At 46.8% G+C, this 18,574-nt stretch carries 17 protein-coding genes; 13 read left to right on the plus strand and 4 right to left on the minus strand.

Features of this window, described 5'->3' with window-relative positions:
- The first annotated feature begins 37 nt into the window (after positions 1-37).
- The 5 genes from rarD (P404_RS0113210) (at position 38) to P404_RS0113230 (ending at position 5,341) form a co-directional block, all read left to right on the plus strand.
- Positions 38-913, plus strand: coding sequence for an EamA family transporter RarD (gene rarD / locus P404_RS0113210; RefSeq protein ID WP_026831008.1), 876 nt, complete (start codon positions 38-40; stop codon positions 911-913).
- A gap of 22 nt (positions 914-935) precedes the next feature.
- Complete coding sequence (rarD, locus tag P404_RS0113215) at positions 936-1,820, plus strand: EamA family transporter RarD (RefSeq protein ID WP_014969774.1); 885 nt, start codon at positions 936-938, stop codon at positions 1,818-1,820.
- Positions 1,821-1,895: 75 nt separating this feature from the next.
- The gene (deoC, locus tag P404_RS0113220; protein ID WP_014969775.1) at positions 1,896-2,561 is read left to right on the plus strand and encodes a deoxyribose-phosphate aldolase; all 666 of its coding nucleotides are present in this window, start codon (positions 1,896-1,898) and stop codon (positions 2,559-2,561) included.
- A 156-nt stretch (positions 2,562-2,717) separates the two neighbouring features.
- A complete protein-coding gene (locus P404_RS0113225; protein ID WP_026831009.1) occupies positions 2,718-3,695 on the plus strand; it encodes a BMP family lipoprotein in 978 nt (325 codons plus the stop codon).
- Complete coding sequence (locus P404_RS0113230) at positions 3,692-5,341, plus strand: methyl-accepting chemotaxis protein (RefSeq protein WP_014969777.1); 1,650 nt, start codon at positions 3,692-3,694, stop codon at positions 5,339-5,341. The genes P404_RS0113225 and P404_RS0113230 overlap by 4 nt, the downstream gene beginning before the upstream one ends.
- Positions 5,342-5,404: 63 nt before the next feature.
- On the opposite strand, the gene P404_RS19055 is transcribed toward P404_RS0113230, so the two are convergent.
- Together P404_RS19055 and P404_RS0113245 are read right to left on the minus strand one after the other, a co-directional pair.
- Complete coding sequence (locus P404_RS19055) at positions 5,405-6,613, minus strand: murein hydrolase activator EnvC family protein (protein WP_034774534.1); 1,209 nt, start codon at positions 6,611-6,613, stop codon at positions 5,405-5,407.
- Between the two features lie 327 nt (positions 6,614-6,940).
- On the minus strand, positions 6,941-7,690 hold the full coding sequence (locus tag P404_RS0113245) for an SDR family NAD(P)-dependent oxidoreductase (RefSeq protein ID WP_014969779.1): 750 nt from the start codon (positions 7,688-7,690) through the stop codon (positions 6,941-6,943).
- Between the two features lie 172 nt (positions 7,691-7,862).
- On the opposite strand from P404_RS0113245, the gene P404_RS0113250 reads away from it, so the two are divergent.
- The 3 genes from P404_RS0113250 to P404_RS0113260 all read left to right on the plus strand — a co-directional run bounded on the left by P404_RS0113250 (position 7,863) and on the right by P404_RS0113260 (position 9,654).
- Positions 7,863-8,297, plus strand: coding sequence for a YkvA family protein (locus P404_RS0113250; protein ID WP_026831011.1), 435 nt, complete (start codon positions 7,863-7,865; stop codon positions 8,295-8,297).
- Between the two features lie 133 nt (positions 8,298-8,430).
- A complete protein-coding gene (locus P404_RS0113255; RefSeq protein ID WP_014969781.1) occupies positions 8,431-9,015 on the plus strand; it encodes a DedA family protein in 585 nt (194 codons plus the stop codon).
- Between the two features lie 12 nt (positions 9,016-9,027).
- Positions 9,028-9,654 carry an HAD family hydrolase gene (locus P404_RS0113260; RefSeq protein ID WP_026831012.1) on the plus strand — a complete coding sequence of 209 codons (627 nt, stop codon included), beginning with the start codon at positions 9,028-9,030 and terminating at the stop codon, positions 9,652-9,654.
- A 43-nt stretch (positions 9,655-9,697) separates the two neighbouring features.
- Here the strand turns inward: P404_RS0113260 and P404_RS0113265 are convergent, their stop codons facing one another.
- Positions 9,698-10,747 carry a PTS sugar transporter subunit IIC gene (locus P404_RS0113265; RefSeq protein ID WP_014969783.1) on the minus strand — a complete coding sequence of 350 codons (1,050 nt, stop codon included), beginning with the start codon at positions 10,745-10,747 and terminating at the stop codon, positions 9,698-9,700.
- 199 nt (positions 10,748-10,946) lie between these two features.
- Between P404_RS0113265 and P404_RS0113270 the strand changes: the two genes are divergently transcribed.
- Positions 10,947-11,945, plus strand: a complete 999-nt coding sequence (locus P404_RS0113270; RefSeq protein ID WP_236624429.1) for an NADP-dependent oxidoreductase — start codon at positions 10,947-10,949, stop codon at positions 11,943-11,945.
- A gap of 60 nt (positions 11,946-12,005) precedes the next feature.
- Here P404_RS0113270 and P404_RS18615 read toward each other — a convergent pair whose 3' ends face one another.
- Positions 12,006-12,167, minus strand: coding sequence for a hypothetical protein (locus P404_RS18615; RefSeq protein WP_014969785.1), 162 nt, complete (start codon positions 12,165-12,167; stop codon positions 12,006-12,008).
- A 276-nt stretch (positions 12,168-12,443) separates the two neighbouring features.
- Here P404_RS18615 and P404_RS0113280 point away from each other — a divergent pair, with 276 nt between their 5' ends.
- Genes P404_RS0113280 through P404_RS0113295 form a run of 4 tightly spaced genes read left to right on the plus strand, consistent with a single transcriptional unit; the run spans position 12,444 to position 18,539 of the window.
- Entirely contained in the window at positions 12,444-15,086 is a 2,643-nt protein-coding gene (locus P404_RS0113280) for a glycosyltransferase (protein WP_026831014.1), read from the plus strand.
- The gene (locus P404_RS0113285) at positions 15,086-16,090 is read left to right on the plus strand and encodes a class I SAM-dependent methyltransferase (RefSeq protein WP_236624409.1); all 1,005 of its coding nucleotides are present in this window, start codon (positions 15,086-15,088) and stop codon (positions 16,088-16,090) included. Before P404_RS0113280 ends, P404_RS0113285 begins: the two co-directional genes overlap by 1 nt.
- On the plus strand, positions 15,982-17,304 hold the full coding sequence (locus P404_RS0113290) for a glycosyltransferase family 4 protein (RefSeq protein ID WP_236624410.1): 1,323 nt from the start codon (positions 15,982-15,984) through the stop codon (positions 17,302-17,304). Before P404_RS0113285 ends, P404_RS0113290 begins: the two co-directional genes overlap by 109 nt.
- Complete coding sequence (locus tag P404_RS0113295) at positions 17,301-18,539, plus strand: glycosyltransferase (RefSeq protein ID WP_026831016.1); 1,239 nt, start codon at positions 17,301-17,303, stop codon at positions 18,537-18,539. Before P404_RS0113290 ends, P404_RS0113295 begins: the two co-directional genes overlap by 4 nt.
- Positions 18,540-18,574: the final 35 nt, after the last annotated feature.

Here is an 18,574-nt window from a genome sequence, read left to right on the forward strand (position 1 = left end):
TGGCGGCTTTACTTGTATATACATAAGGAGGTTCATCGTGGATAAACGGGGAATGAGTGCGACCTTCGTCGCCTACGTGATTGGAGGATTGTTACCGATCTATAAACTGTTTGCGGATGAGGTACCGGCATGGACGGTCGTTTCGATTCGCATCATCAGTGCCTTTGTCTTTGTCAGCCTGTTATTACGGATGACCAAGAAATTCAAGCATGTCAAACAGCTTTGGAAAAATAAACGCCAGCGTAATACCGTTCTCGCGGCTGGTCTCGTCCTTGGTGGGAACTGGACGCTCTATCTGTATGCAATCGGGGAAGGGTATATCGTCGAGTCGTCACTCGGCTACTATATCAATCCGCTCGTCAGTGTACTGTTCGGACTATTGTTTTTCGGAGAACGTTTAAACCGGGCCCAACTACTGGCAATGGTCAGCGCTATCAGCGGTGTCCTGATTTTGACGTTTGGGTACGGAAAGTTTCCGATCATCGCGTTTTCACTCGCGGTATCGTTTGCTTTTTATGGTGTTCTCAAGAAAAAGGCGGCAGCGGAACCGTTGTCCGGTTTATTTCTCGAGACGTTGGTGACGTTACCATTTGCTCTAATGACGCTTAGCATCACTGGTTCAAATCCAATGGCTTTACCGACAGAATCCTTATTTGCCATCATCATGCTGGGTGTAGCAACCGCGATTCAATTGATGTTGTTTGGATACGGTATGCCGAAAATTCCATTCGTCTATGTCGGGATATTACAGTATATCGCCCCGACGTTGACGTTGGTGTTGGGTGTCTTTTTATTCAATGATATCTTCACGACGATTCATTTGATCGCCTTCTTGTTTATCTGGTTGGCTGTAGCCTTATTTACGATCAGCGGGATTTCAAATGGTCGGATCAAAATGAAAAAAGTGTCGTAATCCAGAAAAGAGGAAATGAACAATGAATAAATCGGGCTTAATCGCAACATTAGCCGCCTATGTCATTTGGGGATTGTTGCCGATTTACTGGAAGTTGCTCGCAAGCGTCTCGAGCGAAGAAATTTTAGCACATCGGATTGTCTGGTCCTTCATCTTTTTGATGTTGTTACTATACGTCCAAAAAGCATTACCAAAGTTCGCGGGAGCCTTAAAAAATCCATTTACACGTCGACTCTTTTTTCTAAACGGACTGATCATCAGTATGAACTGGTTCATTTATATTTGGGCAGTCAATCATAATTTTATTGTCGAGGCATCACTTGGGTATTACATCAATCCGATTGTCAGTATCATCTTCGGAGTATTCTTTTTTCGGGAAAAACTATCGCGGATTGAATGGCTGGCGATTGTACTTGCGACGATCGGGGTCTTGATTTTGACGATTGGTTACGGGAAATTTCCTTGGATTTCGCTGGCGCTTGCTTTCAGCTTTGGGTTTTACGGTGTCGTCAAAAAACAACGCCCGCTTGAATCAACCGTCAGTCTGACCATCGAGACGTTGGCACCGTTACCGATTGCGATCCTATTTTTAGGTTACATGGGGATCAGTGGACAAGAGACGTTTACTTCGTCCGGCTTCGTAACGATCGGGCTCGTTTTGACGGGAGTCATCACGGCTGTGCCCTTGTTATTGTTCGGTTTTGGCGCCCAACGGATTCCGTTTACGGTCGTTGGTTTTCTTCAGTTCGTCGCCCCGACCTTGTCGCTTGCGATCGGTGTCCTCCTGTACGACGAACCCTTTACACGAACACACTTGATTGCGTTTACATTCATTTGGTCGGCTGCTTTGGTCTTTACGCTAAACGGATTGTTGATTCGGAAAAAACAACTGCGAAAAGTCGCGTAAAAAGATAGAAGTCAGACTTCTCACGTGATAGAATGGAAACAGAGTCTAAGGGATACCCTTAAGGAGGAACTAATCATGAATTTAGCAGGAATGATCGACCATACAGCGTTAAAAGCAGAAACATCACGTGCTCAAGTCGAAACACTTTGTAAGGAAGCACTCGAATACAAATTTGCAAGTGTCTGTGTCAACCCGACAAACGTAGCACTCGCAGCAGAACTCTTAAAATCAGATGATGCAGTTAAAGTCTGTACCGTCATCGGCTTCCCGCTTGGTGCCAACACACCGGAAGTCAAAGCATTTGAAACACAAGATGCGATCAAAAATGGTGCAACGGAAATCGACATGGTCTTAAACATCGGTGCGTTAAAAGACGGCGATCTTTCACTTGTCGAACGTGACATCCGTGCCGTTGTCGAAGCAGCAAACGGAACACTTGTCAAAGTCATCTTCGAGAACTGTCTCTTAACAAAAGAAGAAATCAAAACGGCTGCTGAATTGTCAGTTAAAGCAGGCGCAGACTTCGTCAAGACATCAACTGGTTTTTCAACAGGCGGCGCAACGGTAGAAGATATCCGTCTGATGCGTGAAACAGTGGGTCCTGACATCGGTGTGAAAGCTTCAGGTGGTGTCCGTGATTTCGAAGGCGCAAAAGCGATGATCGATGCAGGTGCGACACGAATCGGTGCTTCTGCCGGTATCGCGATCGTCACAGGTGGTTCTTCAGACAGCGATTACTAAGTTAAACATAAAGAAATGTGCGCGTCCTTTTTTCAACGAAAGTTGGGAAAAGGACGCTTTTTTTGTTGTGGGATAATTCTGAATTTGATTTTAAGGTTAAGAAGTCAGACATCCCTTCCGATAATCCAGTGTAGAACAGTGGAGGGAAGTGGAAAAATGTCAAAACGAATCGGGTTATCCGGACTTGCACTGACGATGGGTCTAGCAGGTTGCGGCAGTGTCATCGATGATCCTCAGCAAGCAGTCAAGGAACGACGCGAAATGGCAGTCGTGTTGTCTGATGTAGGATTAGGCGATCAATCATTCAGTGACGCTGCGATGAGTGGGATGTCGTTGCTTCGGGAAAAAGAAGATTGGTTCATCGATTATAGAGAATTGAGTGAAACGAAGTCATATGGCGTCGCTTTTGAGACATTGGCCAAACAAAAGCCGACCGTTGTCGTAGGTCTTGGTTTCATGGGGCAGGCAGATTTAGAAAAAGTCGCCAAACGTTATCCGAAACAACAGTTTGCGATTATCGATGCGGTATCTGAGTTGCCGAACGTCTTATCGGTCACATTCAAAGAAGACGAGGGAAGCTACTTAGCCGGGGCAGCAGCGGCGATTCAGTCAGAAAGTGAAACAATCGGATTCATTGGTGGGATGAAGTCGCCTCTCATTGAAAAGTTCGAAAAAGGATACGTGGCAGGGGCAAAAGCTGTCAATCCAGATATCCGTGTCCTGGTCGATTACGCGGAAGACTTTGCCGCACCGGATAAAGGAAAACAACTTGCGGATGCCCAGATGAAAAAAGAGGCGGATGTGTTGTACGCCGCAGCCGGTTTAACCGGGAGCGGCGTCCTCGAAGCTGCTGAGAAAAAAGGTAACAAAGCGATTGGTGTTGACAGCGATCAGACGGCGATTGCACCGGATGCGGTCATGACATCGATGCTGAAACAAGTTGATCTCGCGATTACGAAAATTGGGGATTCGGTAAAAGAGTCGGGTCTCCAGTCGGGTCAAATCGTCTTAGGTGTCAAGGACGGCGCAATCCAGCTCGCACCGATTCGTAATGTCAGCTTCACACCAAAAGAATTACAGCAACTCGAACAGCTGAAACAACAGATTCTTGAAGGGAAGGTGGACGTGCAATGACGTTACGGAAACGCTTTTTAGTATCGACACTCGTGACGATTGTCAGTGTCGTCGCCTTGATGGGCTGGACCTTATTCGAACTACGACAAATTCAATCCTACAACGAAGATTACGGCAAACAGTTAGTCGAGATTTCAGAACTCGAGACAAAATTACTGTACGAGCAGGCTGCTTGGAACCGACTAGCCAGTCAACCTTCAGAAAATCAGAAGGAGCAAGCGCTAGCGTTGAGTAAAAAAAATGAAGCTGCATTGAATTCGCTTCAAAAAGCGTACTTGATCGATCGTTTTCAACAAGATTTGGACCGGGCTAAAATGAAATATACGACGTTATCCTCGGAACGGGAGACATTGCTAAATGAGTTGAATCCGATTACGATTCGATCATATGCTGCCCGAATCGAAGGGGTGTTAAGTGACTTATATACGTTACATACGAAGAACGGGGAATTTTATGATGTCTTACAACAAGAGGCAAAAGACAAGACCTTGAATCTGACGCGTTCTGTCCTGATTGCGACATTCGTTCTGCTGATTGCTTTAGCACTGTACAATTGGTATTTCGCACGGAGCATCACACGACCGATCAGTCGTGTCGTAAAAACGGCAGAACAGATTTCGCAAGGGGATGTGTCACAACAATTAAAAATCTCGGGGCGAACGGATGAAATCGGTCGACTTGAGTCAGCAATCGCCCAGATGCAAGGGACGTTGCATGGGGTCATCGGAACGATCAGTCAAACATCGACGACGATCAATCAGATGAGCGAACAGGCGACGGCCGAAAATGCCAATATCGTTGAAGTATCTGGAAACATGACGCATGCCATTAACGAGATGGCGAGCGGGACCCAGACCGTCTCCGACGATTTACAGACGACCGTGAGTACGATCACGGATATGAGCAGTTTATTTGAACAAAGTGAACATCGGGCCCAACAGGCGTTAAGCCAAGGACAACTTGCCGATGCGACGATGGGGAAAAGTGCAAGAATCATGCAAGAGCAGGCAGAATCATTAGAAACCGCTTCGCTTCAAAATCGAGAGCTTGGTCACCAACTTGCCGGGTTTTTACAACAAACCCAACAGATTGAACAGATGGCGCAACTTGTCTCGAGTGTATCTGCCCAAACGAATCTCCTTTCATTAAATGCGGCAATCGAGGCAGCCCGAGCGGGAGAAGCCGGGCGTGGATTTGCCGTCGTTGCCAGCGAAGTGAAGAAGTTGGCTGATGAGACACACCAAGCGACACGATCGATCTTTTCACTCGTGCGTTCGATTCGAGCAGACGGTGCGGTCTTACAAGACGCTTTGCTTCGATCCGAAAAAGAACAAGAACATCAAGTACAAAACTTTGCTGAAGTCAAAACGGCGTTTGAAGAAACAAGAAGTCATGTCGGAGAAGTCACGGAAACGTTACAGTTCATGGCGACACAGCTCGTTCACTCGAAACAACAAGCCAATCAGGTCGTCAATCAGGTCAGTTCGGTCAGTGGTGTGATGGAAGAATTAGCTGCAGGGAATGAAGAAGTCGCCGCATCAATGCGTGATCAACAAGCTTCATTTGAACAGATTCATCAACTGATGTTAGAACTGGAACAAACGACGATGTCACTCGATCAACAAACAAGTCAGTTCAAACTGTAATTCGAAAGGATACACCAAAAACCCTCACCGGACTTATTCCGGTGAGGGTTTTTGCATCAACTGTTAGAAAAAGTCACTTGGATTCAGTTCGTTCGTCCGACCATTGGCATTATATTGATAACCGCCATCATGAATTTCAAAATGAAGATGGGGACCTGTCGAGTTTCCGGTACTGCCCAGTTTTCCGATTTGTTGGCCTTGTTTGACCTGTTGTCCTGCTTTTACGTTCAACGCGTTCATATGTGCATAGACCGTCGTATAGGTTTTTCCGCCAATGCTGTGCGACAAGTAAACATGGTTGCCGTAAGGACCACCAGAGCTTGCCTGAATGACAGTCCCGTTCGCCGAGGCGATGATGGGGGAATTAACGGGACCGGCTAAATCAATCCCGTTATGATAAGCGTATCCATTACCTCCACTCGCGGCACCCATGCCTTGGGAGATGGAACCAGTTGCCGGTTTGATGAATTTACCTTTTGCTTTTGAGAGCACTTTTGTACTTGTTTTCGTGATGGAAGCAGCTTGTTTTTCGGCTGCTCTTGCGGCACGGGCAGCAGCTTCTTGGGCTTTTAATTGTGCGGCGGCATCCTGTAAGCTCAAGATGTTTGTTTCGATCGACCGTTTTTCTGTTTTTAATCGACTGAGTAACGCTGTCCGTTTGATTTTTTCGGCTTTGAGTTCACGTTGTTTCTTTTTTAGCAGTATCCGATCATCGATCAAATCCATCCGCGTCTGCTTCAAGTCTTTTTGAGCAAGTGCCAATTGATGTTTGTTTTGTTCGTAATCTTTTAACAAAGAAGCATCGCTTTCGGCAATCGTGTTAAAAGCATGGAATCGACTGATCATATCGCCGACATCCTTAGCACCAAAGACGGCTTCGAGTAACGGATCATCGTCTGCTTTGGATTGTCGGACGGCTAAGCGATCGCCTAACATTTTTTCTTGTTTGTTGATCTTTTCTTTTAAGGTACGGATTTTTTTTTCCAATTGATTGATCTGTTTACGGTTGTGATTCATTTTTTGTTGATTCTCGACGACCTGCAATGTCAATCCATTAATCTGCTGATCGAGTGCATAGACCTTTTGTTGTGCTCGTGATAATTGTGTTTTTTTCTTGGAGAGCGCTTTTTTTTGTTTCGATTGTTGTTGTGTATGCTGTTGTTGTTTTTCTTTATAAGAACTCGTTGCCCCAACTGGATGCACCAGCGGGCTGAAGAGTAGTGTCATCGTCATGAGTGAAAGACCAAGCGTTTGCTTTAAAGAGGATTTCATAGGTAGACCGTTCATTCCTTTCTGGATGTTGTACATGTTTTGAAATGATACCTGTTCTACTCTAACAAGAAATGTCTCCAATCATCGTTACAGTTTCATTAAAAATATTATATGGGAATTATCAGGAGGTGATATTTTTTATCAGGAGCGATTAAGTTATAGTGACAACAGTTAAAGAAAACCGCTTGAAGAAAGGAAAAGATGAACAACACAAAAAAGTGAATGAAGACATTCACTTTTCATGAGGACCTGATATGTTTTTGTAACATTAAGAAAAGGGCATTAAAAAAGGTTTAAGTCCGTTGGAAAAAGGTTACTAAATCCGATTCACTCTTCGTAAATCATCTTTCGTGTCATTCCACCATCGAGGACCAACGTCTCACCTGTTAAAAAGTCATTTTCCGGATCTGTTAAAAACAGGGCCGCTCGTGCGACATCTTCCGGTTTTCCGACCCGACCAGCCGGGTGTTGGCTATGATCTTCTGGTGATAGTTCATGATAATTACCAGTCTCAATCCAACCGGGAGCAATCGCATTGACGAAAATCCGGTCCGGTCCTAAGGAAACGGCAAGCGCATGTGTCAAGGCAACGATACCACCTTTCGTAGCGGCATAAGATTCCGTATCCGGTTCGGACATGAAGGCGCGGGTCGAAGCCAGGTTGACAATCCGACCCCCAGCTGAATTCTTCTTCAGATAAGGAGCTGCGGCTTTTGTCGTCAAAAAGATACTGCGAAGATTCGTGTGTTGAACCCGATCCCATTCATCGAGTGATAGTTCAAGGAGAGGTTTTCGGACGATGATGCCCGCATTGTTAATGACGACATCGATGCGCCCTGTATGTTCGATGGCCTTATCGATCAATAGATCGACATCCTGTTCATCCTGGACATCTAGATGATAAAAATAAGCCGTTCCACCATCTGCTTCGATTTCTGATGCAAGATCATCACCTGTCATTTGGTCGATGTCTGCTAAAATGACTGTTGCTCCTTCTTTTGCATAGGTTTTGGCAAGTGTCGCTCCAATGCCGTTAGCGGCACCGGTAATGATGACGGTATGGTTGACATGGTTCATCTGAATCACTCCTAGGATGAGATCATATATCTAAGTAGACTTGCTTTATTCAAATAGCCGAAAATGAATCGATTAAAACCTACTGAAGACAAGGTGAGAGGATTATGAACATCACCTTTAGGGAACATAAGCAATAGCTGACTTTACTATTATGTGAATGGGGGATTTTTTGATGGATTTATCAAATCAAAAGCTCGAGACAGAACAAGAAAAATACGCAAATGAAGCTAAGTCGTATATCAATCAACCGAAAAAGACCAATTCCATGCTAAGACGAGCAACTGATAAAATAAATAAAAACTCAAGTTTATCAGTCGTGTTTTCTCCAGTCCGTTTATTGATTGATATGGTCCGGGCTTATCAATCAGGCGAATATCGAAACATTCGTCGGACGACGATTTTGAAAGTAATCGGTGCATTGATTTATCTCGTGTCGCCGATTGACCTCATTCCAGACTTCGTCCTTGGATTTGGATTCGCGGATGACATCGCGCTTATCTTATTCGTGACGAAAACCGTCTTTGAGGAATTGACACGCTTTAGTGATTGGCAGGACGAGCAACAAAAAGCACGCACACAACCACTCCAAAGTGAAGACGCCTATTGAGCATGTTCAGCCTGTTGTTGACTATGAGTCAGCAATGGGCTTTTTTGTCGTGAAAAAACGTGATTTCTGTACGCTACCTGAAAAGTTCGTTACACTAAAGACAGAAAAAGTTTTCGAGGGAAGGAGGTATGTGATGGCTTGGCACTCATGGGTTGAATCATATGGCTATTTCGGGATGATGTTGACGTTGATGTTTCCCTTTTTACCGAGTGAAGTCCCACTTGCCTACGCGGGTTATCTTGTTCATACGACTGAATTTAACCTGATCATCATGTTAATTGTCGCGGTCATCAGTTTTGTGATCAGTCAAAACATCTTTTTTACGATTGGACGGCTCGGAAGTGACCGCCTGCTGACACGTGTGTTTAAGTGGTTTCGGATTTCTGAAACGAAGATGAACCAATTTCAACGCCAAATGGATACACGGGGGCGCTTCATCCTCTTGTTGTCACCGATGTGGCGGATGGGATTTGCGATTGGAGCAGGATTAACGGGTGTCTCACGGTTGACGTTTACGATTGCGACGACGATTTCTTTTTTTGCCTGGTCGGTCTTTTTTATCTGGGGCGGAAAAAAACTGGGACACGGTATGATGGGACGACAACATGACCTGCACCACTACATACCTTGGTTGATTGGTCTTGTTGTGTTCGGAGCGGGGTACCTGTATTTCCGGAAAAAAACGTTAATGAAAAAACAAGAGGTATTAAAAAAATAGAGGAGTGTTCCTATGGCAGTGATTTTATTTGATATTGACGGTACGCTGATTGATTCGACAACTCAAATGACCGAAGCGATTCATTTGGCGATGGACGATATGCCACATCTCGTCAAACCTTCAAAAGAGAGTGTGCAATCGAGTTACGGATTAGCGGGGAGTGCCTTTTGGCGTCAGGCAATTCCAGATGCATCAGAGGAAGACATTCGGGCGATTCGGAAAAAACGCCACCATCATTTGGAACAGACGATGGTTGGACAAAAAATTTTATTTGACGGAATCCGGGATCTGTTAGCTGAACTGACAAAACGAGGACATATCGTATCGACAGCGAGTAACTGTGGTGTCCACTATTTAAATCTAGTCCTCGATGGTCAATCGATTCGTTCATATTTCACGAGTCCCAAATGTTTAGAGTCCGTCAATGGGAAACAAAAAGCTGATATCCTAGCTGCACACCGCGAAGAGTTTGGGGATGTCGAATATGTGATGGTCGGCGATCGTTCTTCTGACGTCGAAGCAGCACGACTCGAACATATGCCTGTTGCGATTTGCCATTTCGGATTTGGGACGGAAGAAGAATGGAAAACGGCTGATTATCAACTGGATACACCAGCCGATCTCTTGAAATATGTCTAACAAACAAGAAGCAGCCGCGTCAGCGAGCTGCTTCTTTTTCGTATCAATCGAAATCTAACCGATACTGTTCCGGATTCGTCCACGGCCGGAAGCGGCGAAAGAGTTGGTGGAACAGCAGACAAAGGACAATCGGTAGGACGATGAATAATCCGAAAACGAGAATAACATTCACCCAGGTCCAACCACCTGCCATCAAGTGTAAGGCGTTGATGGGACCAATCAGACCAGACATGCCGAAGCCGGCACTGAACGGAGTTCCTTGGATACCAAGCCATCCGGCTAACCCACCGAGAACAGCTGCACTGCAGATGACAGGAACAATCATGAGCGGATTTCGAATGAAGTTCGCCATTTGGATTTTGGGAGATCCTAAAAAATGAGCAATCGAAGTCCCTCGTGAATTAGCTTGCCAGCCGGCGATAGCGAGCCCGAACCCAGCCGCACAGACACCAAGATTAGCAGCACCTGCTGCAACACCAGACAGACTAATTGCTGTTGCGATACCGACTGTCGAAAGCGGGGAAACAATCAGGACAGAAAAGCTGACAGCCAAGGCGATTCCCATCCAGATCGGTTGGAGGATGGTGAATTGTGTTATCAATTGACCGATGCCGGCTGTGATTTTAGTGACGAACGGATAAGTAAGGACGCCAATTCCACCTGCACCGACGATGATCAAGGTCGGAATGACGAGTACGGTGTATGTCTTAAAACGATTGCCAATCCATAAAACGAGTGCTGTCGCGATGGCTGCCGTCAATCCGGCATTGATGACATCCCCCGTTCCGACAAATAAATAACCAGCCGTCTCGGTGCGGCTCGCGACTCCGGACCCCACGACGGTCGCAAGACCAATCGAGGTCGTTTCAATCGGTGTTGTCTTAAACTGCATCGCAACGGCGACACCGATCACCATCGGCAACAACCGCATCGCGAGAGCCGTCGAGTCGATGATATGTTGTGCGGGAGAAAAGTAAGGAAGCAAGGCTTTGGCAAGTTCGCCCAGCAATGCCCCGGGAATAAGAGCAACTAAAATACCGATACTGAGACCGTTCAATACGTGTACACCGAATTGCCGGTCAAACCGTTTCATGGTCGTGTTGATGAAAATCCACTCCTTAATGTATTGCTTTTATGCATAACAGTATAAAAGCGATGAATTGTGATTAATCATACGAAAGACCTTGCAGTACGTCAAGAGGAAAATGGAATTTTCTGAAAAAAGAAAAGCAAAGTATTCGCACTTCCAGAATAGGACTGCTAGAGTGAAGAGGTAAAAAATCGGGGAGGTAATAGTTATGTCAGAACAACAAATCGTATTAGCGAACAGACCAGACGGACGTCCGACACGGGAGACGTTCCGGTATGAATCAATTGAATTGAACCCACTGAAAACCGGTCAAGTCCTGTTAGAAACGCTTTATATCTCAGTCGATCCGTATATGCGTGGGCGGATGAATGATGCCCGTTCCTACTCGCAACCCTTTGAACTCGGTGCACCGATTCAAGGTGGAGTCGTCGCGCGGGTCATCGAATCCAAAAGTGATCTTCTCGCAGTTGATGATATCGTCGTCGGGATGCTCGATTGGGCGACGAAAAAAGTCGTCGATGCGAAACACGTCCGTAAGATCGATGCGACACTGGCTCCTGTCTCGACGGCACTTGGTGTGCTCGGCATGACAGGCATGACCGCTTATTTCGGCTTGCTTGATATCGGTAACCCACAACCCGGGGAAACGGTAGTGGTTTCAGCAGCGGCAGGCGCAGTCGGCTCGATTGTCGGTCAAATCGCTAAAATCAAAGGGGCACGGGTCGTCGGGATTGCCGGCAGTGCTGAAAAGATTCAATATCTTAAGGATGAACTTGGATTTGATGAAGTCATCAATTATAAAACCGAGCAAATCGGAGAAGCATTGGACCGGACATGTCCGGACGGAATCGATGTCTACTTTGAAAATGTCGGCGGTGAAATTGGTGATGCGGTTCTCGATCGTCTGAATCCATTTGCCCGTGTCCCGGTCTGTGGAGCAATTTCCGGATACAATGAAAAAGAGAATGTCGGTCCACGTGTTCAATCAAAACTGATCATTGCCCGCGCACGGATGCAAGGTTTCCTGGTCGGGGATTACGGCAAACGTTTTAAAGAAGCGGCGGAACAACTTGGTCAGTGGGTCAGCAATGGGGAGTTGAAGTACGAAGAAACGATTTTTGAAGGCTTTGATCAAGTCCCAGACGCATTTCTTGGTCTGTTTGACGGTTCGAATACCGGAAAATTGTTAGTCAAGTTATAAGAATACGTCAAAAAGGTTTTGCTTTCCTGACTGGAGAGCAAAACCTTTTTTTGGTCTGATTTATTGATCAGCAGGATTTGTCTTTAATTCTTCGACGTCTGGATCCGGATGCTGTGTTTCTGCCGGTTTGATCCCTGGATCAGATGTTTTTGCTGGTTCTGGATCCGGGTGTAAGCCGACATCCGCTGTTTCGTTTGGCAAGTCTTGTTTTTTATCCGTCATGAATGTTCATCCCCCTTGTCTTCGATATTTTTATATGTACCCGAAATATGGATTCTAAAAACGAAACAGACAGTTTGATGAGATTGATGTTTTGTGGCAAAACAAGACACGAACAAACTCGACTCCACACAATCGCATCCTCATTTGATGACAAATGTAAGGAAACAGGCCAGTTGCTTCACCAAGTCTTTACAAAAACCTTGCACGACCTTTAAGTCCTCTTTGAACTGGTCTCGTAGACTGAAACAGAGATGAATGAAGGAAGGGTGTATACGCGTGAGTGAACAAAAGTGGAAAAAAAGCATTATTGAACAATTAAACTGGGTGCGGACCGAACAGAAACGAATCCAATCGGCACCGGCGGCAAACCGTGCTTCAGTCGAGGGATTGAAACAGCTCGAGGTCTTACGGATGAAAACAACGGTTCGTCCTAAGTCATCACCACTTGAATCAAAAACGAAGCGTTATCACCAAGAAAGCAACAGGGAGTTGCTGAAGGAGATTGCGTATGAGGAAATCCCCGTGACGGGTGGCTCGCGTTATTACGAACGCCGTCCGCTTGAGGTGGCGATTGTTTGTTCAGAGTTCATGCATGCCTATTATCAGGACGCGTTACATTTACATTATGTCAATCCGGCAACGTTTACGGACGTCTTTGAGAAACCGATTGATCTGTTTCTCGTCGTTACGTCCTGGAAGGGTTTAAACGGTGAGGATTGGAAAGGGGTTGCGACACCAACCTCTAAAAAACGGCAGCGTCTGCTCGACATGATGAAGCAGGTGAAGGCAAAAGGAATTCCGGTTGTCTTCCAGTCGACGGAGGATCCAAGCAACTTTGACCGGTTCAGTGATTTGGCGAAAGCAGCCGACTATATCTTAACGTCAGACGAGGCGATGATTCCGGAATACCAAGTACTCTGTGGACATGATCGGATTGAAGCGACATCGTTTGGTGTCAATCCAATCATCCACAATCCGATTGGAGCGACACGAAGCCGCAAAAAACATGTTCTGTTTGCCGGCAGCTGGATGGCGAAGTACCCGGAACGTGTCAAGGATACCGAGATGCTATTTGATGGTGTTTTACGTTCCAATCACACACTCGATATCGTTGACCGCAACTACCAGTTAAATTTACCGGACTATCATTTTCCGGAACGTTACGTCTCGCGTGTTGCTCCGGCGATTCCCTATGATGCGTTGCAACAGGTCAGCAAATGTTATGACTGGGTGTTGAATCTAAACAGTATCAAGTACAGCAAAACGATGTGTGCGCGTCGGGTCTATGAATCGCAAGCACTCGGCAATCTGATTTTGTCGAACTACAGTATCGCCGTCAATAATGATTTCCCGAACGTCTTTACCATCCATGACCACCGAGAGGTGCAGGCGATTCTCGAACGGACGACACAAGGCGAGATTGATCGGCTCCGGGCGGAAGGGATTCGTTCCGTCATGTCGTCGCACACGGTCTATGACCGGATCGATCAATTGACGCGACTTCTCCAGCTGGAGATGCCGCCGGTAAAGCGGACACTCCTCGTCATCCTGCGCAATGCGACGCCGGAACTGGAACAGATGTTGACACGTCAATCAATCACAGCTGATGTAATCTGCCGCGAAGAAGACTTGACCGGAGCGCTTTATGCCGCAGCGGATCTCGTGACTGTGCTCGACGGTGCGGAATCGTACGGAGAGTACTATTTGGAAGACTTGGTGAACGGGTTCAAATACAGCGATGTGTCGATCACCCGCAAAACGTATACTGACGAAGCTCATTTCGTGATCCGGGAAGCCGCGGGTTCGACGGTGAACGCCATGATTTGGCGTGAGGCATTTCCGTATGAACAGTTCACCGAAGGAAAGATTGAGGGAGCGACCTTATTCCTGGATGCGCTCGAGTGGAACGAAGGTGGCGGTACAGCTGTCATAGAATCACCTGTTTTATCTGTCGTCGTCCCTATCTTTAACAATGGAAAGTATCTGACGTATAAATGTTTTGCCAGCCTCAAACGGATGGATCGGTTTGAGGAGGCGGAAATCATCTTAGTGGATGATGGATCGACGGATCGATTTACCCGTCAAGCGATCGATCGTCTGGCACGACGTCATGGGAATGTCGTGACCTACCTGTTTCCGACAGGCGGAAGCGGCAGTGCCTCGCGTCCGCGAAATAAAGGGGTCGAACTGGCCCGCTCGGAACGGATTGCTTTCCTTGATCCCGACAATGAGGTCTTAAGTGATCGGTATGCCGAATTGTTAGCCGAGTTGGATCAAGATCAGACACTCGACTTTGCCGTGGGACATATGAAGAAGTTGGCAGAAAAAACGAGTATCATCGCGTTGCCGAAGATCCGTAAACAAGGGCGGACAGTATGTGATCAACCGAAAGCCTATTTGTTAGAACACCGATTTGCCGTCCAAAGTATCCAGGCGTTGGTCGTCAACCGCCGTTTTCTGCAGGAACATCAACTGGAACAGGTCGTCGGAGCCGTCGGACAAGATTCACTGTTTTTCCAAGAGATGATGCTGCACGCAAACCGTGTCTTGCTTGTTAATCGTGTCATCCATTATTACTATGCCGCGGTTGCCGGTTCGACCGTCAACTCGTTGACGGTTCGTTTCTTCGAACGGAGTGTCGTCCGGGAAAAGGCACGGGCAGAAAAATTTGCCCGTTACGGTGTGCTCGATGCCTATAAGGCGACACGTTTTGAACATTTCTTTGAGCATTGGTATTTAGTGAAGCTACGGTATTGCAGTGATAAGGATTTTGCTCCTAGTGTCGCGTTACTGCGAATGATTGTTGCTTTTTACGAACCAATGAACTTAACGAACCCGCTGATTCGTCAATTCGTTGAGTTGGCGGACATGAAACGGACGGATGCGATTCAAACATTATTACTGGAGGAGGTCAGATGATGCAGACAAAACAGATGATGCGACCGAAAGATGAAATTCGGGCCGCCTATTATGATCAACTCGGTGTCGCATTCGGCAAAAAAGTCCGTTCGCGGGTCCACTGGATCATTCGGGAAACAAAAGGCAATCAAATTCTCGATATCGGTTGTTCCGGTGGATTGGTCCCGATTCTGCTCGGACGTGAAGGGAAGCAAGTTGTCGGTATCGATGTCTCGCCGGAAGCAATCGTGGAAGCGACGGCGGCATTAAGGGAAGAGGCACATTCCGTTCAAGAATTGATTCATTTGGAAGAGGCCAATCTGATGACATTCCAAACGTCTCAACGATTCGATACGGTCTTGATGACCGAGGTTTTAGAACATATCGGGGAACCGGAACGGTTTGTGGAAAAAGCCTGTTCCTTCTTAAAACCCGGTGGTCGGCTTGTCGTGACGGTTCCGTTCGGCGTAAACGATTATGCCGATCATAAACGGACGTACTATTTACAGCATCTGTTGGAACAATTAACACCGTACGGGACGATTGAACAATTGGAACGCATCGATAAATGGTTGGGTGTGACGTTGACGCTTCACCCGGAAAAACAATACTCGCGCACCGTCACGGAACAAGAAGTCAGCTGGCTCGAAACAGCATTCGAAGCGGTCGAACGGTTACATCTCACGGAAATCGTCCGCTTGAAGCAACTCAATAAAAAATGGGAACAGAAGCAACAAAAACAAGCGGAGATCGAGCTGGAACATACGGAGTTGATATCAGAGCGAGATCAACTCGCCCAACACATCATGGAGAAAGAAGAAGCGATTGAGTTGTTGACACAACAGTATCAGTTGGTGCTCGCACGATACGAAGGGGCACTTGTGTCGAATCTGGATGTCTTGGAGGCGAATGCAGAATGGAAATCAAAATACCGGTCACTCGCAAATTCAAAGCTCGGAAAAATCGTCATCCGTTACTGGAAATTCAGACGAAACGTAAAGAAACGACGGGGCCGGAGACGATGAACGTCCTGATGATTTGTCAAAATTTTTATCCGGAAATCGGCAGTGCTGCGAACCGGATGAAAAATATCTTCAAACGGATGGAGCAACAAGGCAGTGAGGTCCATGTCTTGACGTCGGAACCGCTCTATCCGACGGCTGAATTGTATACAGATGCAATGTTCTGGGATGAGCCGAGCTTAGATGCTGCCAAAATCACGCGGATTCAGCCACGTGATCTTCGGGCGACGACGAATTTATGGCGCAGACTTCACTTATTCATTGAACAGTTCGTCTTAGCTGTGCAAGAGGTACGTCATGATAAAAAACAATATGCCTACATTTATGCGACGACACCGTCGATCTTCATGGGACTGGTCGGAGTCGTCGCCAAACACCTTAAAAAAGCACCACTGATTCTGGATGTTCGCGACCTATGGCCGGAATCACTGGTCGGTGTCGGGATCACGAAATCACGGTTGCTATTAGCACCGCTCTACTGGCTCGAAAAATGGATGTATCATCAAGCGGATCAAATCGTCATCAACAGTGAAGGATTTCGGTCCTATATCGAAAGCAAAGGAATCGCCTCGGAGAAGATTCACTACATTCCAAATTCGATTGAAGAAAATGAATGGTTGATCAAACGGCGAAAAGTGTCGGAACAAGTCCGCGTCGTCTATACCGGCAACATCGGGCTGGCGCAGGATGTCTTTTTATTGCTCGATGTCGCAGAACAATTAAAAGAAGATGCCCAGATTGAATTCCATGTCGTCGGATACGGGTATCACAAGGAAAAATTTGAAGCACACGTCTTAGAGCGTGGACTGACGAATATTCATTTCATGAATGCGATGCCACGATGGGATGCGCTGAAACAACTCGCCAAAAGTGATATCGCCTTTGCGACGTTAGTCGAGAGTACGGCGTTTGATACGGTAACGCCAGGTAAGATCATCGACTACATGGCGATGGGGTGTGCGGTTGTCGGAGCAGTCTCGGGACACGCTGCAAAAGTGATTGAGGACGCAGGTGCAGGGTTCGTCTCCCGCGAGCGCAGTCGCGAAAAAATCGTCGAGCATATTCGTTATCTGGCGGAACATCCGCAAGCACGCAGCGCGATGGGGCAATCGGGTGTACGGTATGTCCAGGCTCATTTTGACTGGGAGCAAAATCAAGAGCGGTTGTTTGAGGCGATCCGCCAAACCGATCTTCAGATACTAGGGGTGAGCAAATGAAACGAGTCGGTATGTTTGTCTGGAACACGTTTACGAATGACGCCCGTGTCTTACGGGAATGTACGGCGCTCGCTGAAGCTGATTACCACGTTGATCTGTATTGTCTCAATGATGGAAGCTTACCTAAAATGGAACACCATCCGGCAGGGTTTCGCATCCTTCGCATCGACCGGACGCCACCACTTGAAACCATCCTGCGCCGGATCCGCAAGCGTAATCCAATTACGCTGATGGCCGGCGCAGGATTGCTGTTGTTATTTCCTTGGCTAATCCCGGTCTTATTGATTCTGTATGTGTTGCAGAAAAGTCGATTTGTCCGCTACGCGCTTTACAACAGCTTCGGAATCGTCCGCATGACACGTGCGGCGCGCAAGCATTCGTATGACATCATGCACGCAAATGATTTAAACACGTTACCACAGGCAATTTTTTCCGCAAAAGGAGCTAAAATCGTCTACGATTCGCATGAGGTCCAGACAGACCGGACAGGTTATGGAAAAGGACAAGGTCTATTCGAGCGTCACTTGTTACGTTTCGTGGATCGAACGATTGTTGAGAATGAGACACGAGCCGATTATCACGCGTCACTGTATGGAGAACGGCCTGCCGTTCTCCATAATTACCCGTTCTATCAAGAATTTGTACCCAGCCCACGACCGTTACATCAAGAACTTGGTATTAGTGAGGACGAACCGATCCTGCTGTACCAAGGCGGTATCCAGGAAGGACGGGGGCTCGAACGACTGATTGAAGCGATGCCTTTTATCCGAAGCGGGACGTTACTGTTCATTGGTGACGGAAAAATCAAGACGCGGCTTCAAGAGTTAGCGGCGCAATCCCCGGAACGAGAGCGGATTCATTTTCTGAATAAAGTACCCCTCGATCAATTACCAACTTATACGGCAGCTGCGACAGTCGGTTTTCAAGTCTTACAAAACGTTTGTTTTAATCATTATTCCGCTTCTTCGAATAAGTTATTCGAATACATGGCAGCACTCGTTCCGGTCGTTGCGGCAGATTTGCCGGAAATCCGTCGTGTCGTCGAGACGGAAGCCGTCGGGTTACTCGTTGACGTCGAATCTCCGGAAGCGATTGCTGTTGCCGTAAACCAAATCGTCGAGGAAGACGGCTTGCGTCAGGCGATGAAAGAACGGACAAAGCAGGCGCGCCGGAAATACAACTGGGATAAAGAAAAAGGCCGGTTGTTGCATGTCTATCGTGAAATGATGAGGTGAATGAACGAGAAAGATGGCGGAAATCAATCAACATG

This window comes from Exiguobacterium antarcticum DSM 14480, assembly GCF_000685865.1.
GTDB classification, from domain to species: Bacteria; Bacillota; Bacilli; order Exiguobacteriales; family Exiguobacteriaceae; genus Exiguobacterium_A; species Exiguobacterium_A antarcticum.

Excerpts from the sequence above, each read along its gene's own strand:
- P404_RS0113295 (WP_026831016.1), top strand. The coding sequence starts at position 17,301 with ATGAAACGAGTCGGTATGTTTGTCTGGAACACGTTTACGAATGACGCC.
- P404_RS0113245 (WP_014969779.1), bottom strand. The coding sequence starts at position 7,690 with ATGAACCATGTCAACCATACCGTCATCATTACCGGTGCCGCTAACGGC.
- P404_RS0113230 (WP_014969777.1), top strand. The coding sequence starts at position 3,692 with ATGACGTTACGGAAACGCTTTTTAGTATCGACACTCGTGACGATTGTC.
- P404_RS0113260 (WP_026831012.1), top strand. The coding sequence starts at position 9,028 with ATGGCAGTGATTTTATTTGATATTGACGGTACGCTGATTGATTCGACA.
- P404_RS0113285 (WP_236624409.1), top strand. The coding sequence starts at position 15,086 with ATGCAGACAAAACAGATGATGCGACCGAAAGATGAAATTCGGGCCGCC.
- P404_RS0113225 (WP_026831009.1), top strand. The coding sequence starts at position 2,718 with ATGTCAAAACGAATCGGGTTATCCGGACTTGCACTGACGATGGGTCTA.
- P404_RS0113250 (WP_026831011.1), top strand. The coding sequence starts at position 7,863 with ATGGATTTATCAAATCAAAAGCTCGAGACAGAACAAGAAAAATACGCA.
- deoC (WP_014969775.1), top strand. The coding sequence starts at position 1,896 with ATGAATTTAGCAGGAATGATCGACCATACAGCGTTAAAAGCAGAAACA.
- P404_RS19055 (WP_034774534.1), bottom strand. The coding sequence starts at position 6,613 with ATGAAATCCTCTTTAAAGCAAACGCTTGGTCTTTCACTCATGACGATG.
- P404_RS0113255 (WP_014969781.1), top strand. The coding sequence starts at position 8,431 with ATGGCTTGGCACTCATGGGTTGAATCATATGGCTATTTCGGGATGATG.
- P404_RS0113265 (WP_014969783.1), bottom strand. The coding sequence starts at position 10,747 with ATGAAACGGTTTGACCGGCAATTCGGTGTACACGTATTGAACGGTCTC.
- rarD (WP_014969774.1), top strand. The coding sequence starts at position 936 with ATGAATAAATCGGGCTTAATCGCAACATTAGCCGCCTATGTCATTTGG.
- P404_RS0113290 (WP_236624410.1), top strand. The coding sequence starts at position 15,982 with ATGGAAATCAAAATACCGGTCACTCGCAAATTCAAAGCTCGGAAAAAT.
- P404_RS18615 (WP_014969785.1), bottom strand. The coding sequence starts at position 12,167 with ATGACGGATAAAAAACAAGACTTGCCAAACGAAACAGCGGATGTCGGC.